Origin of the sequence: Salegentibacter mishustinae (assembly GCF_002900095.1) — a bacterium.
In the GTDB taxonomy this organism is placed as follows: Bacteria; Bacteroidota; Bacteroidia; order Flavobacteriales; family Flavobacteriaceae; genus Salegentibacter; species Salegentibacter mishustinae.
In genome coordinates, this window is record NZ_LLKN01000002.1 from 2,680,405 (window position 1) to 2,693,854 (window position 13,450).

General features: G+C 37.7%; 16 protein-coding genes. 7 read left to right on the top strand and 9 right to left on the bottom strand.

Translation table 11 applies throughout. From position 1 onward, the window contains the following. Positions 1–8 precede the first annotated feature (8 nt). Both rsmH and mraZ read right to left on the bottom strand, forming a co-directional pair. Positions 9–905, bottom strand: coding sequence for a 16S rRNA (cytosine(1402)-N(4))-methyltransferase RsmH (rsmH, locus tag APB85_RS14820; RefSeq protein ID WP_057482187.1), 897 nt, complete (start codon positions 903–905; stop codon positions 9–11). After that, a complete protein-coding gene (gene mraZ / locus APB85_RS14825; protein WP_057482188.1) occupies positions 892–1,359 on the bottom strand; it encodes a division/cell wall cluster transcriptional repressor MraZ in 468 nt (155 codons plus the stop codon). Before mraZ ends, rsmH begins: the two co-directional genes overlap by 14 nt. A gap of 280 nt (positions 1,360–1,639) precedes the next feature. Between mraZ and APB85_RS14830 the strand changes: the two genes are divergently transcribed. Both APB85_RS14830 and yihA read left to right on the top strand, forming a co-directional pair. Further along, a complete protein-coding gene (locus tag APB85_RS14830) occupies positions 1,640–2,404 on the top strand; it encodes an alpha/beta fold hydrolase (protein WP_057482189.1) in 765 nt (254 codons plus the stop codon). A gap of 79 nt (positions 2,405–2,483) precedes the next feature. Beyond that, positions 2,484–3,101: a ribosome biogenesis GTP-binding protein YihA/YsxC gene (yihA, locus tag APB85_RS14835; RefSeq protein WP_057482190.1), complete on the top strand. Its 618-nt coding sequence runs from the start codon at positions 2,484–2,486 to the stop codon at positions 3,099–3,101. Here the strand turns inward: yihA and APB85_RS14840 are convergent. From APB85_RS14840 to gldB, 3 genes are all read right to left on the bottom strand, one after another. Beyond that, the gene (locus APB85_RS14840; protein WP_057482191.1) at positions 3,098–3,463 is read right to left on the bottom strand and encodes a hypothetical protein; all 366 of its coding nucleotides are present in this window, start codon (positions 3,461–3,463) and stop codon (positions 3,098–3,100) included. The two genes, yihA and APB85_RS14840, sit on opposite strands and share 4 nt — an antisense overlap. 75 nt (positions 3,464–3,538) lie before the next feature. Beyond that, positions 3,539–3,877: a gliding motility protein GldC gene (gene gldC / locus APB85_RS14845; protein ID WP_057482192.1), complete on the bottom strand. Its 339-nt coding sequence runs from the start codon at positions 3,875–3,877 to the stop codon at positions 3,539–3,541. After that, on the bottom strand, positions 3,877–4,836 hold the full coding sequence (gene gldB / locus APB85_RS14850; RefSeq protein ID WP_057482193.1) for a gliding motility lipoprotein GldB: 960 nt from the start codon (positions 4,834–4,836) through the stop codon (positions 3,877–3,879). Before gldB ends, gldC begins: the two co-directional genes overlap by 1 nt. A gap of 105 nt (positions 4,837–4,941) precedes the next feature. Here gldB and nadE point away from each other — a divergent pair, with 105 nt between their 5' ends. Together nadE and APB85_RS14860 are read left to right on the top strand one after the other, a co-directional pair. After that, positions 4,942–5,733, top strand: coding sequence for an NAD(+) synthase (nadE, locus tag APB85_RS14855; protein WP_057482194.1), 792 nt, complete (start codon positions 4,942–4,944; stop codon positions 5,731–5,733). Positions 5,734–5,847: 114 nt separating this feature from the next. Beyond that, a complete protein-coding gene (locus tag APB85_RS14860) occupies positions 5,848–6,486 on the top strand; it encodes a response regulator (protein WP_057482195.1) in 639 nt (212 codons plus the stop codon). On the opposite strand, the gene dnaG is transcribed toward APB85_RS14860, so the two are convergent. The 4 genes from dnaG to APB85_RS14880 form a co-directional block, all read right to left on the bottom strand. After that, on the bottom strand, positions 6,479–8,443 hold the full coding sequence (gene dnaG / locus APB85_RS14865; RefSeq protein WP_057482196.1) for a DNA primase: 1,965 nt from the start codon (positions 8,441–8,443) through the stop codon (positions 6,479–6,481). The two genes, APB85_RS14860 and dnaG, sit on opposite strands and share 8 nt — an antisense overlap. 87 nt (positions 8,444–8,530) lie before the next feature. Next, the gene (locus APB85_RS14870) at positions 8,531–9,580 is read right to left on the bottom strand and encodes a porin family protein (protein ID WP_057482197.1); all 1,050 of its coding nucleotides are present in this window, start codon (positions 9,578–9,580) and stop codon (positions 8,531–8,533) included. A gap of 56 nt (positions 9,581–9,636) precedes the next feature. Next, a complete protein-coding gene (locus APB85_RS14875; RefSeq protein WP_057482198.1) occupies positions 9,637–10,392 on the bottom strand; it encodes a hypothetical protein in 756 nt (251 codons plus the stop codon). Then, positions 10,379–10,939, bottom strand: coding sequence for an RNA polymerase sigma factor (locus tag APB85_RS14880; protein ID WP_057482199.1), 561 nt, complete (start codon positions 10,937–10,939; stop codon positions 10,379–10,381). Before APB85_RS14880 ends, APB85_RS14875 begins: the two co-directional genes overlap by 14 nt. A gap of 134 nt (positions 10,940–11,073) precedes the next feature. On the opposite strand from APB85_RS14880, the gene rluF reads away from it, so the two are divergent. The 3 genes from rluF (at position 11,074) to APB85_RS14895 (ending at position 13,430) form a co-directional block, all read left to right on the top strand. Then, the gene (gene rluF, locus APB85_RS14885; protein ID WP_057482200.1) at positions 11,074–11,880 is read left to right on the top strand and encodes a 23S rRNA pseudouridine(2604) synthase RluF; all 807 of its coding nucleotides are present in this window, start codon (positions 11,074–11,076) and stop codon (positions 11,878–11,880) included. An 89-nt stretch (positions 11,881–11,969) separates the two neighbouring features. Next, on the top strand, positions 11,970–12,392 hold the full coding sequence (locus tag APB85_RS14890; RefSeq protein ID WP_057482201.1) for a VOC family protein: 423 nt from the start codon (positions 11,970–11,972) through the stop codon (positions 12,390–12,392). Between the two features lie 18 nt (positions 12,393–12,410). Further along, on the top strand, positions 12,411–13,430 hold the full coding sequence (locus tag APB85_RS14895) for an AI-2E family transporter (RefSeq protein WP_057482202.1): 1,020 nt from the start codon (positions 12,411–12,413) through the stop codon (positions 13,428–13,430). Positions 13,431–13,450 lie beyond the last annotated feature (20 nt).

A 13,450-nucleotide genomic window follows, 5' to 3' on the forward strand; every position in this document is an offset into this window, starting at 1 on the left:
TTCAAAAACTATAATTTCTTCGCCACTCTTAATTTGGCACTTCTCGCCCTATTGTTTTCTTTAATTTCTTCAGCCGAAGGCACTATAAGTCCTCCTACTTTTTTGAAAGGAACCGAAATATTCCCGTAGAAATCTTTTTCAGGCTCTCCCTCAAACAAACCACTTCTTATGTATCGCTTCACCAATCTATCCTCCAAAGAGTGATAAGAAATAAGACTAATTCTCCCATTTTTTACCACCAGCTCTTCGGTTTGCTTTAAAAAATTTTTTAAAACCTCGATCTCCTGGTTCACTTCAATTCGAATTGCCTGGTAAATCTGCGCCAGTATTTTATTCTCTTTACCTTTAAATAAATGTGGTTTCAGCAAATCGTTTAATTGTTCGCTGCTCTCTATCGGCTTTTCCTTTCTTGCATCCACAATAAGCCTGGCAAGCTTTGGCGCATTTTTTAAATCGGCGTATTCGTAAAACAGCTTTTTAAGCTGATCTTCTCCGTATTCATTGATCACCTCATAGGCACTCAACTTACTTCCCTGGTTCATTCGCATGTCTAAACGCGCGTCAAAACGAGTAGAAAAACCTCTTTCTGCTTCGTTGAATTGATGCGAGGAAACGCCAAAATCACCTAAAATCCCATCGACTTTCTTAACTCCGTAAAACCTCAAAAATCGTTTTATGAATTTGAAGTTTTCGTGAATTAGCGTAAACCGAGGGTCTTCAATAGTATTCTGCAAGGCATCCTTATCCTGATCAAAACCAAAAAGTTTTCCTTTAGGACCAAGCCTGCTTAAAATTTCGCGGGAATGACCACCACCTCCAAACGTAACATCTACATACACGCCATCTTCCTTAATATTAAGGCCGTCTACAGACTCTTTTAATAATACCGGATTATGATATTGCATCTAAATCATCGTTTCCCATTACTTCTTCAGCTAATTCAGCAAAATCATCTGAAGTCTCATCAATGGTATTTTCGTATTTATCTTTATCCCAGATCTCTATAATATTTACTGCAGAAGAAAGCACGATCTCTTTATTAATCCCTGCGAATCCAACAAGATCTTTCGGAATTAAAAGCCTACCGTTAGAATCTACTTCTACCATCTTCACACCGGCAGTAAACCTTCTAATAAAATCGTTATTCTTCTTTTTGAAACGGTTCAGCCCGTTAATTTTCTGCATTAAAACATTCCATTCCTGCATAGGATACAACTCTAAACAAGGTTGAAAAACCGAACGTTTTAGCACAAAACCATCCTGCAACATAGGCGCAAGCTGCTTTTTTAATGCGGAAGGAACCATTAACCGGCCCTTGGCATCTGCTTTACATTCGTATGTTCCAATGAGATTTACCACTTCTATACTTTATAGAGTCAAATATATTGAAAAAATTACCACATTTTACCACTTTCTACCACTTTGTTGATAAGTTTCTCCACTGTATTTAGCTGAAAGACTATCAAGTAGCGCTATTCATTTAGGTTTCAGAGTCTTGGTTTTTATTGTGCTTTTGTTGTTAAAAATTTTAGAAATGGAGTAAAAAATGCATTTCCTAAATCACTTTGCTATTTCTTAAAAATGATTATACTTGTAATGAAATCGCTATATTTGCGATTGCTAACCGCAAAGCCAATCAATGAAAAATAATTTAAGGCAAGAGGGAAAGTTTACGTACCTGGAGCAAGGAGAAGGAACCCCGATAGTTATTTTACACGGACTTATGGGCGGTTTAAGTAATTTTGATGGGGTTACCGAATATTTTCCGAAGCACGGTTATAAAGTGGTTATTCCAGAACTTCCTTTGTATTCCATGTCGCTACTTAAAACCAGCGTACAAACTTTTGCTAAATATTTAAAAGAATTTGTAGATTTTAAAGGTTACGATAAAGTGATCCTGCTAGGGAATTCGCTGGGTGGGCATATTGCTTTATTAGCCACAAAATTATATCCCGAAATGGTAGAAGCCCTGGTAATCACAGGAAGTTCGGGACTTTACGAAAATTCTATGGGCGAGAGCTATCCGCGCCGTGGAGACTACGAATTTATCAAGAAAAAAGCTCAGGATGTTTTTTACGATCCTGAAGTTGCCACAAAAGAAGTGGTAGACGATGTTTATGAAACGGTAAGCGATCGCAACAAACTGGTAAAAACTCTTGCTATTGCAAAAAGTGCCATTAGGCATAATATGGCAAAAGATCTACCAAAAATGAAAACCCCAACCTGTATTATTTGGGGGAAAGACGATAATGTAACCCCACCAGAAGTAGCTGAAGATTTCCAGCGTTTGCTCCCGGATGCCGATCTTTATTGGGTAGATAAATGCGGACACGCTGCTATGATGGAGCATCCAGTACGGTTTAATGAACTACTTCACGACTGGTTGCAAAAAAGAAATTTCTAGGCAAAATAACCTATAAAGGTTTAAGGTTTGATGCCTCTGAAGCTGACATTAAACAAGATCACTTTCAAAAAATTTTAAAATGAAAATCAAGTCGGCAGAATTTGTGGTAAGCAATACACGGGTAGACAAATGCCCTGATAGCAAACTGCCCGAATATGCTTTTATTGGTCGAAGTAATGTTGGGAAGTCTTCCTTAATCAATATGCTCACCGACAGAAAGACCCTGGCAAAAACCTCAGCTAAACCGGGAAAAACGCAGCTTATTAATCATTTTTTGATCAATAAGAACTGGCATCTTGTAGACTTACCGGGTTATGGTTATGCAAAAGTCTCAAAATCTACCAAGCGTACTTTTCAAAAATTTATCACCGCTTATTTTGACAAACGCAAACAAATGATTTGCGCTTTTGTTCTTATAGACAGCAGGCACGAGCCACAGCCCATAGATATGGAATTTATGCAATGGCTTGGAGAGCACCAGGTTCCATTTTGCATTATTTTTACAAAAGCCGATAAGCTAAAGCCGAAGATGCTTGAGAAAAATATCAATCATTACCAGGATAAAATGTTGGAAATTTGGGAAGAAATGCCAGAGTTTTTTGTGAGCTCGGCAACCTCTAAACTAGGGCAGGATGAAATACTGGACTATATTGAGGCTATTAATAATGAATTAAGTTCTAATAATTCACCTGGCTAGATTTTAAGCCGCTCTTCAATAAGCACAATTAAAGCTTCAGTATTTGGTACTCGTTCCAGTTCTTCAGTAGTGATAAAAATACCCATTTCAGCTTCGTCTTCCCACAAAACGATGGGAAATGTATATTTATAGCTAAACTTAGAAGCGTACTTCTTTCGGAATTCATCTATATGCAGGAAATTCATTTCTACATTAGATTTTTGCCGAAATTCTTTCCATTGTGAGTTTTCAGAAAAAGTTCCGTAGGTAAGCTTGCAAAGATTACAAGCATAAGATTTGGGACTTACAATTTTATGCAGCGCATCCAGAACAGCATTATGTGTTCCGGAAAACGCGTTATAAACAAAGATGAGTTTCTCCACTCGATAATCGAGATTTATATTCTGTTTCTAATCCAATTTTTTCCTACGCAGGTCCCAAGGACTCACTCAAGGTAATTATTTTTGAGTGATTTCTAATTTCTCGGCAAAATAATCGCAGAAATCTTTCATCGTGGCGGTCATCTTTTCGTCCTGTGTTGCACGATTAAAGGTATCGCTCATAGAAACAAGCGTTTGGTGAAAGAATTTCTTCATTTCATCTACCGGCATATCTTTAGTCCAAAGATCTATTCGCAGTGTTTCCTGAGATTTGCTATCCCAAACCGAAAGCATTAAAGCCTTGGCATCTTCTTTATAGACATTTCCGTCTTCAGCACTCCAGGTAATCTCTTCTGGCACTCGATTCTCATCGGTTACCACTTCTATATTTATTTCTGACTTTTTAAATTCTGACATTACTTTCTTGGTTTAAAATTGGCTTTATTAAATATTGTTTCGGCATCTGTTGCTATCAATTCCTCTAAAGATGCATCGGTTTTATCCATATAGCTACGCACAATTTGCCATCCTATATATTGCCCCAGCATTGCCGGAGAATCGGCGTCTAACTGCAGGTAAAATTTTGAAAAAGGTGCAGGATATAGAAACCGCGAATAAAGTTCGGTATCGGTATCAAAAAACAATTCGTTCTCTACGAAATACCGCCATATCTGGGCTTCGTTATTTTGCGCCCAGGTGAATTCTTCTGCAGTATACCCTATTTTTTCTGCATCAGGTACTTCAGGAATAAACCTGTCTTTTAAGTATAATAGTTTTCCGTAGTAAACCATATGCGCTAGAAAAGTTCTTGACTCGGGTCTATCCAGATATTTTTCGGCATATGCATTGGCAACATCCGGAAGTATTTGTTCCTTCTTAAAATTCTTCTTCAAGAACTCCTGAATTCCAATATAGAAATGATGATCCTCTCCTAAATAGGTGTCCAGTGAAATAAATAAATAATCATCCTGCAGAATCACCTTGTTTTTGTAATCAACTTCTGATGTTACCGTAAATACTTTTGGCGCTTCAAATTGTGGGAAATAATATTTTATATGCTGAAAAAGACTGTGAAGTTCTGCCTTTTTATTTTCAAAAGAAGGAAAAGCTTTACCAACTTCTCTATCTATTTCCTGCTGGATGGTATCATTCAGTTTTTCTATCCAAACACTATCTGAAAATTGCTGCGGAAACAAAAAAGGATATTCCTGTTTTAGCTCCGGAATATCTTCAGGTTTAGCTTCGGCAAATTGCCTATCAAAACGCACCACCTCAAACTCTACCGGCACCTCTGCGATCTCCTTTTCAATTTCAGCTTCCTTATTACAGGAAACAAAGGCGACAATACAGAATAGGAAAATTATTTTCTTACACATAGGGATTCTTTATGAAGGCTTTAACGCCCTGCCCTTTTTATAATTATGTTTAAATAGTAGATTTGTGTGCAAAGGTATTATTTACAAACTTAACCACCCAAAATTATGCAAACTGAAAAAGTGGTAGACCACATAGTTAACTGGTTAAAAGACTACGCTACAAATGCAGGAATGAACGGTTTTGTACTTGGAATTAGTGGCGGGATCGACTCTGCAGTAACTTCAGCACTTTGTGCAAAAACCGGTTTGCGCACACTTTGTCTTGAAATGCCAATACACCAACACACCGATCAGGTAACCAGGGCGCAACAACATATTGGCTGGTTAAAAACTCATTATGCGAATGTGAGCAACCTGGAAGTTAACTTAACGCCGGTGTTCGACAATTTTAAAAAGGCAGTTCCAGCTGTGGAAAATTCTGAAGCTTTAGAGCTTACTTTAGCGAATACCAGGGCAAGATTAAGAATGTCTACACTATATTATTTTGCCGGCTTGCATAGTTACCTTGTAGCTGGTACCGGCAATAAAGTAGAAGATTTTGGCGTAGGGTTTTATACTAAGTATGGAGATGGCGGTGTAGACTTAAGTCCAATTGCCGACCTTTTAAAAACAGAGGTTTATGAAATCGCCAAATTTCTGGAAATAACAGAAGAGATAGTAACCGCTGCACCAACTGACGGACTTTATGGCGATACGCGTACAGATGAAGACCAAATAGGCGCATCTTATCCAGAATTAGAATGGGCCATGGAGGAAGCGGAAAATGGTAAATCTGTCGAAGATTTTGAAGGACGCAAAAAAGAAGTTTTTAAAATATATGAAAGCCGACATCGCGCTAACTCTCACAAAATGAATCCGATACCCGTGTGCACTATACCCGTTAATCTTAAAAAATAATCACTTTATCGAATAATATACTCATAAAACAGAACGAAAGATAAATTCTGTTAAATTTAGTAGTGTAAATGCGCTTGTCCTACCCCGGCGTGTTTTTCAACCAAACCTAAAATTATGAGTACAGTATTAATTGCAGATCATCACCCTGTGGTGCATGAGGGTATTCGATACATTCTTAAAAACAATCCAGCGCTAGAAGTTGTGGGTAGCGTGCATAGCGGGATGGAGTTGTACGGTTTCTTAAGCGAGCGCCAACCCGATGTTTTGATTATTGAAATAGATCTTCCAGAGATAAATGGAATAAACGCGCTTCGCACCATTAAAAACGATTATACTAAAACAAAAATCCTGGTTTGCACCGGGCACCCAGAAGAAGTTTACGCTTTAAGTGCTATTAAAGCGGGCGCTGCAGGTTATATTTCCAAAATGGCAAAACCTGAAGAACTTGAAAAAGCCATTTACCAGGTTGCCAGAGGTGGAATTTACCTCAACAAAAAAATTACCGACAAGCTCAATGCAGGGATGTCTCCCGGAAGAAATTTAATCGCAAAATTTAAAAAACTTTCAACCAGAGAATCTGAAGTTTTAAACCTCATCTCTTCGGGTAAACGAAATAAAGATATCGCCGAAGCTCTTTCCATAAATGAAAAAACAGTAAGCACTTATAAAACAAGGTTACTTAAAAAATTACAGGTAGATAACGTGGCCGATCTAATTACGCGTTCTCGCTTATTACAAATAAGCACTACATAACTCGATTCAATTTTTCTGAAAGTACTTTTTTTAGTGTTAAATAGTCTTTCACGTCTTCCAGTATATGCTGTGTTTGCTGTTCTCCATCTGGAGTTTTCACTTTTTCTGAAAGCTCATTAATTTTCTGATTTATTAAAAACCTGCGTAAGGAAAGAATGGTTTCGCTAACGTGCCTGGAGATAGTCTCGGTTTTTGCTTTCACGAAAATATTTTGCCGATCCCATTCGTGCAGCTTATATTGTTCCTCTTCCATTAGAATTGAAGTAATCTCTGAAGCCTGATCTGGATCTATATCGTTGATGAAATTCTTTACTTCGAATTTCTCTTCACTATTGAGACGCGAGATTAACTCGGCATAAATATCCCTGAACTTAGGATTAGCAAAAGCAATCTCATCTTCCTGAAGATCCAGGAATATCTTTTCAAAGACCCTGGTTCTCTGCATTTCCTTTTCCAGACCAAATTCCCCATCTTCTTTTTCTTTGAGCACAAGGTCTTCAAATTCTTCCTCTACCGTACCATATTGAAGCAAAAGACTAATGATCTTCTTTTCAAGTTCGTACTGCTCATCTACTTTAGAAGTTTTTGGCTGGGGATCTTCTTTTACTACATCAAAGGATTTCTTCTGTTGCTGTTGTTGAGGAGAAGTTCTTCCACTTTTCGCATTTAACTGCGCGAGGCTAGAAAACAGCACATTTTCAGAAATATCCATTATCCTGGAACATTCCTGTAAGTAAACTTCCTGCTGAATAGTATCTGGAATCTTAGAAATACTGTTTACTATATCCCGAATTAATTCTGCCTTTTTAACCGGATCTTTCTTCGCTTCCTCCATAAGCAAAGAAGCTTTGTAACTAATAAAATCCCGGGCATTCTCCTCTAAATATTCTGCTAAAGCTTCATCTGAATTATTTCTTGCGAAACTATCGGGATCTTCCCCTTCCGGAAAAGTACAAACCCTAACATTCATTCCCTGTTCCAGGATCAAATCTATTCCGCGCAGCGAAGCCCTTATCCCGGCGGCATCACCATCAAAAAGTACCGTGATATTTTTTGTAAGCCGATTAATTAATCTTATTTGCTCTGGTGTTAAAGCAGTTCCTGAAGACGAAACCACATTTTCAATTCCACTTTGGTGAAACTGAATCACATCGGTATAACCTTCAACCAGGAAACAATTATCTTCTTTGGCGATGGCCTGTTTCGCGAAATTTATCCCGTATAAAACCTTACTCTTGTGGTAGATATCACTTTCGGGTGAATTCAGGTATTTGGCAGCCTTTTTATCATTGGTAAGAATTCTTCCACCAAACCCTAATACCCTACCAGACATAGAATGAATAGGAAACATCACTCTTCCTTTAAAGCGGTCAAATTGTTTTTCGCCTTTTACAATGGTAAGTCCGGTTTTTTCCAGGTATTCCAGCTTGTAGGCTTCAGCGAGCGCTTCTTTAGTAAAATCGTCCCATTCGTCTAAAGAATAGCCTAGTTCAAACTTCTTGATTGTTTCCAAGGTGAAGCCTCGTTCCTTAAAATAACTTAACCCAATAGCTTTCCCTAAATCGGTTTTATGCAGGTTTTTCTGAAAATGCTTATTGGCAAATTCTGAAACCAGGTACATACTTTCCCGCTCGTCGGCTTGCTGTTTTTGCTCATCACTTTGCTGAGTTTCCTCGATCTCAATTCCGTATTTTTTGGCGAGATATTTTATGGCTTCAGGATAGGTGAAATGCTCGTGTTCCATTAAAAAAGCTACGACGTTTCCTCCTTTTCCACTTGAAAAATCTTTCCAAATTTGCTTTACAGGAGAAACCATAAAACTAGGCGTACGCTCATCACTAAACGGACTCAAACCTTTAAAGTTCGAACCCGATTTTTTTAGCTGAACAAAATCACCAATAACCTCCTCTACCCGGGCGGTTTCAAATACATTATCTATGGTAGTCTTAGAGATCAAATTCTTTGTGGTTTAAGCATTTAAACCTCACAGATTTTAGTAACCTGTGAGGTTTTCAACGAAAACAAAATTACAATTTAAAATTGGCTAATCAACATCGAACCTAAGTCCTAAAGAAAAGTTGTGTAATTCTCTATTTGGATCCTGAAATATAGGGTTTAGATCATATTTTCCGTAGAGCGTGGCGCCACCCCAGCCCAGGTAAGCACTTAATCCGTAAACCAAATCGTTGGTATTATAATTGTTTTTAAGTTTTTCCTTCACTTTATCTCCATCATCCTCGTACTTTAATTTTTGGCGTTCTCCAATATTGAAACCGGCATAACCACCAAATCCGATTTTTAACATTTTATAGGTTGAAAAATGTAAACGGCTTTCAGTTTCTGTTCTTTTAGATGGTCCAATTTCAAAGTGAACTGGTACAACCAGGTTATCCATTCTAAACTTAGATTTATCGAGATCTAACGCAAATTCCTGGAGATAGGTTTCATTTCCATCTTCTACAAAAATGCGATTATTGGTAGGCTTTAAGCCATTGAATTGAAAAGAAAGTCCGTAACGAACGCGCAGCCAGTTGGTTTTCTCAAAAACCCGTGTTTTCCAGGCCCACCCAATTTCAAAAAAGCGACTTCCTGCCAGTTTAAAATCTGAATTATTTAGGGACTGGCCTTTTTCTAAGGCGTTATTAAATCCTGCCGCAACTACCAAATCGCTTGTGGTACGTTTATCGTATTTTTTGGTGTTTATATTAATATCAAGAGCTTTTCCTTTACCCCCAATAGCAATATAGCTTCCAGAAGAATCGGCATTTCTATCTCTTAATTCCATTTCGTTCTCCAAAATGGCTATTTTATTTTCAATGTTTTTAGCGTGTTTTTCAGCCAATTCCTTTTTTCTCTTTTCGGCTTCTTCGCTCGTGATCTCACCTCTTTCCAGTTCTCCATTTATGCGCTCTACCTGGTATTTGAGTTTTTCTTTTTCCTTAGCAACAATTTCTGCCTTCTCTTTTTCAAAAAATTCTCTGGCTTTTTCTTCTGAGGTGAGCTCTACTTCTTTCGAAGCAACTTCCTGCGCACTAACTTCCTGTAATCCTACACTTAACAACGACAGGGTGATGTAAAAAATAATTGTTTTCATGATAATTGATTTTAAAGTTTGATGAATGACCCCTTGTGGGGATTTTTTGATGATTATTAATAATTCCTGTTGGCAACCGCCGTTTTTGCTTTGAGGTAACCTTCCTTAAGCACCTCGAAAACTTTAGCTTTAAACGATTGATAAATTTCGTCTTCTACTTCGGCTAAAAGTGCATTAGCATTAATTTCATTGCCCGAAGCGTATATGCTTAAGTTTCTTTGTCTACTTATTTCTGATGCAGCTTCAGCCAGTAAAATATCAACTTCATCCTCAGAAATCTCGTCGTTCTTAGCGGCCGAAGCAATGATTTCTTCAAGTTTAGATTGAATTAATTTTTCTTTAGAAACCGGCGGTTCCAGGCTAATTGTTTCCAACACAACGGCTTCTTCAATTTCAACTTCTTCCAAAACCGGTACTTCCGGAGCTTTTTCTGCTAATATTGAAGGTTTAGACTTACTGAGAACTTTATTTTTTATCTCCTTTTCAGCTGAAGTTTTTTCTTCCCGATTATTTTCTTCCGAAACGATTTGTACATCATTTTCAGGTTTATTTATTTCCGGCTTTTCAATAATCTCATTTACAGGTTCCTCTACAATTTGAGGACTTTCTGAAGTATTTGGGTTCCAAAGAAAAGTTCCAGCGACTAGCAAAACGGCAACGGCCGCCGCAATATATTTCCAGGACTTTTGGGAAGCTTTATTTTCTTTGGCATCTAATTTAGCCTCCAACTTCTCCCAGCTTTGAGCAGAAGGCTTAATTTGCCTTTTCCCCATTTTTTCTCTTACGCTTTCTTCGAATTTATTTAATTCCATAATCCGATGTGTTTTGTGTTTTTAATTGCTCCTGCAACATTCTTCGCGCTTTAGATAATTGCGATTTTGAAGTTCCTTCAGTAATCTTCAGCATTTTCGCAATTTCGGCGTGTTTATATCCTTCTACCGCATACATAACAAAAACCATCCTATAGCCTTCCGGCAAATTGTCTATGAGGTTTTGAATATGCGCAACATTAAGCTCCGTATTCATTTCAGCAGTAAAACCAGGGTCTGCGATTTCTTCATTGCTAAACACAATTTTCTTTTGTGACCGAAGAAAAGAAATTGATTCCCGCACCATAATTTTACGTATCCAGCCTTCAAAACTTCCTTTAGATTCAAAATCTTTAAGGTGGGTGAAAACTTTTAAAAATCCGTTTAGCATAACTTCTTCGGCGTGATGCATATCTTTAATATATTGCCGGCAGACGCTAAGCATTTTCCCTGAATGCAACTCATACAATTCGCGCTGCGCCTTACGATCTTTTTTAGCCGCACGCTTTATTAGTTGAGTTTCGCTTTTAAAAAGTTGAATTACTTTCACCCGATTTCTTTATTAAAAAGGCCTTCTATTTACATAGACGCAGGAAAGTTACAAAAGGTTGCCTGTACCCTGATTATTTTTTAAAAAATTAGTTTCGTGTTGAATTCTTGTATCTTTGTAGCACAATCTTTTTTATGTCTGAACAGAAGCTTACCCGAATAAATAAATACTTAAGTGAAATAGGTTATTGCTCACGCCGCGCCGCCGATAAACTTATAGACCAGGGTCGCGTGACCATTAATGGAACTGTCCCTGAAATGGGAACCAAGATTGCACCCGGCGATCTGGTAAAGGTTGATGGAAAAGCGGTTTCTGAAGCAGAAAAAAAAGAGCCCAATGTTTACCTGGCTTTTAATAAACCGGTAGGCATCGTTTGCACCACAGATACGAGGGTAGAAAAAGACAACATTATTGATTTTATAAATTACCCTAAACGAATTTTTCCTATTGGCCGGCTCGATAAACCCAGTGAAGGTCTTATTTTTCTTACCAACGATGGCGATATTGTGAATAAGATCTTACGTGCCAGGAACAACCATGAGAAGGAATATATTGTTTCGGTGAACAAACCAATTACTTCAGATTTTATAAGAAGAATGGGGAATGGTGTTCCCATTTTAGGAACTACCACCAAAAAATGTGAAGTGGAGAAATTGGGGAGAAACGAATTCAGAATCGTGCTTACCCAGGGATTAAACCGACAAATTCGAAGAATGTGTGAATTTCTAGGTTATGAAGTTACCACACTTAAACGCATTAGAATCATGAACGTAAGCCTGGATGTTCCCGTAGGTACCTATCGTGACCTTACTCAAGAAGAGCTCGCCACCATTAACAAAATGGTAGATGAATCCAGCAAAACAGAAGAAGCTTCCAGATTAGAAAATTCAGGTAAAAAATCTTCAAAAAGAGCTACAGATTCCCGTAGAAATAAATCTTAACACATTATTAGCGCAATGGCTTGCCGGCATGTTAAGATTACATGTTAATTTTAATAGCGTAGAATATTCGACTAACTAAGTTAAGATTTATGAAGGTACAGCCATTTCATTTAGCCATACCGGTTTCAGATTTACAAAAAGCAAGGCAATTTTATAAGGAAATTCTGGGTTGCGGCGAAGGCCGTAGCAGTGATCACTGGGTAGATTTTAATTTTTTTGGTCACCAATTGGTTATTCATTATAAGCCAGCAGAAGAAACAGAAAGAGCGCATAGCAATCCGGTAGATGGCAAAGATGTTCCTGTACCACATTTTGGGGTAGTCCTGGAATGGGATGTGTTTCAGGAATTTGCCAATTTGCTGAGATCAAAAAATATTGAATTTGAAATTGAACCGTATATTCGTTTTGAAGGACAGGTTGGCGAGCAAGCTACCATGTTCTTTAAAGATCCCTGCGGGAATGCCTTGGAATTCAAAGCCTTTAAAAATAAAGAACAACTATTTGCAAAATAACCAACCAACTACTAAAATATGAATAGATTAAAACCGGCACTGGTACGGCAAATTTTCGTGCTAATGCTCATCCTATTTTTAACGGTTTTAATTTTTAAAGAAATTATCCCTTACCTCTCCGGGGTTTTGGGAGCGATTACTTTATATGTTCTTTTGCGTAATTGGATGAAAAAATTGCTGGACAGAGGCTGGAAACCACCGGTAGCGGCAGCACTTTTAATGGCAGGCTCTTTTGTTGGAATCCTGGTACCCATTACATTAATTGTTATTATGCTATCCTCTAAAGTGAGTAAAGCAGTTGCTAATTCAGAACGGGTAATTAGAGCTGTAAAAGAACAATTAACCGAAGCCGAAACTTATATAGGTTACAGTTTAAGCGATTCTATAGAGACTTCATCTATCACCAACTGGATGTCTGGGAATTTACAAAGTCTGGCGGGCGGCACATTTAATGCATTTATCGCTATCGGGATTATGTATTTTATGCTGTATTATATGCTGGTAAAACGGGATTCTATGAAATCTTCACTCATTTCATATATTCCTTTAGGCAATGAAAATTTAAAAATAATAGGAAAGGAAAGTGACCAACTGGTAAGATCTAACGCATTGGGAATTCCTCTTGTAGCAATTTTCCAGGGAATTATAGCGCTTATTGGATATTTGATCTTAGGCGTGCCAGACCCCTTCTTTTGGTTTGTAATAACCGCTATAGGTTCTATGATCCCGTTTATAGGCACTGCCATTGGTATTATTCCAGTGGTAATACTTTTGATAGCCCAGGGCGATAATTGGCAAGCTATAGCCATGTTAATCTATGGTTTCGTGGTTGTTGGATCTACAGATAATTTAATTAGGCTCTATATTTTAGATAGACTGGCCGCGGTACACCCGCTTATTACTCTATTTGGGGTAATTGTTGGCGTACAGCTTTTTGGTTTTATAGGATTAATTTTTGGGCCTTTACTCATATCTCTATTTTTATTAATTCTGAAGATTTATAAAAAGGAATATGGTAATGCCCACGACCGACTTTAAAAATAACTACTAATCAACAA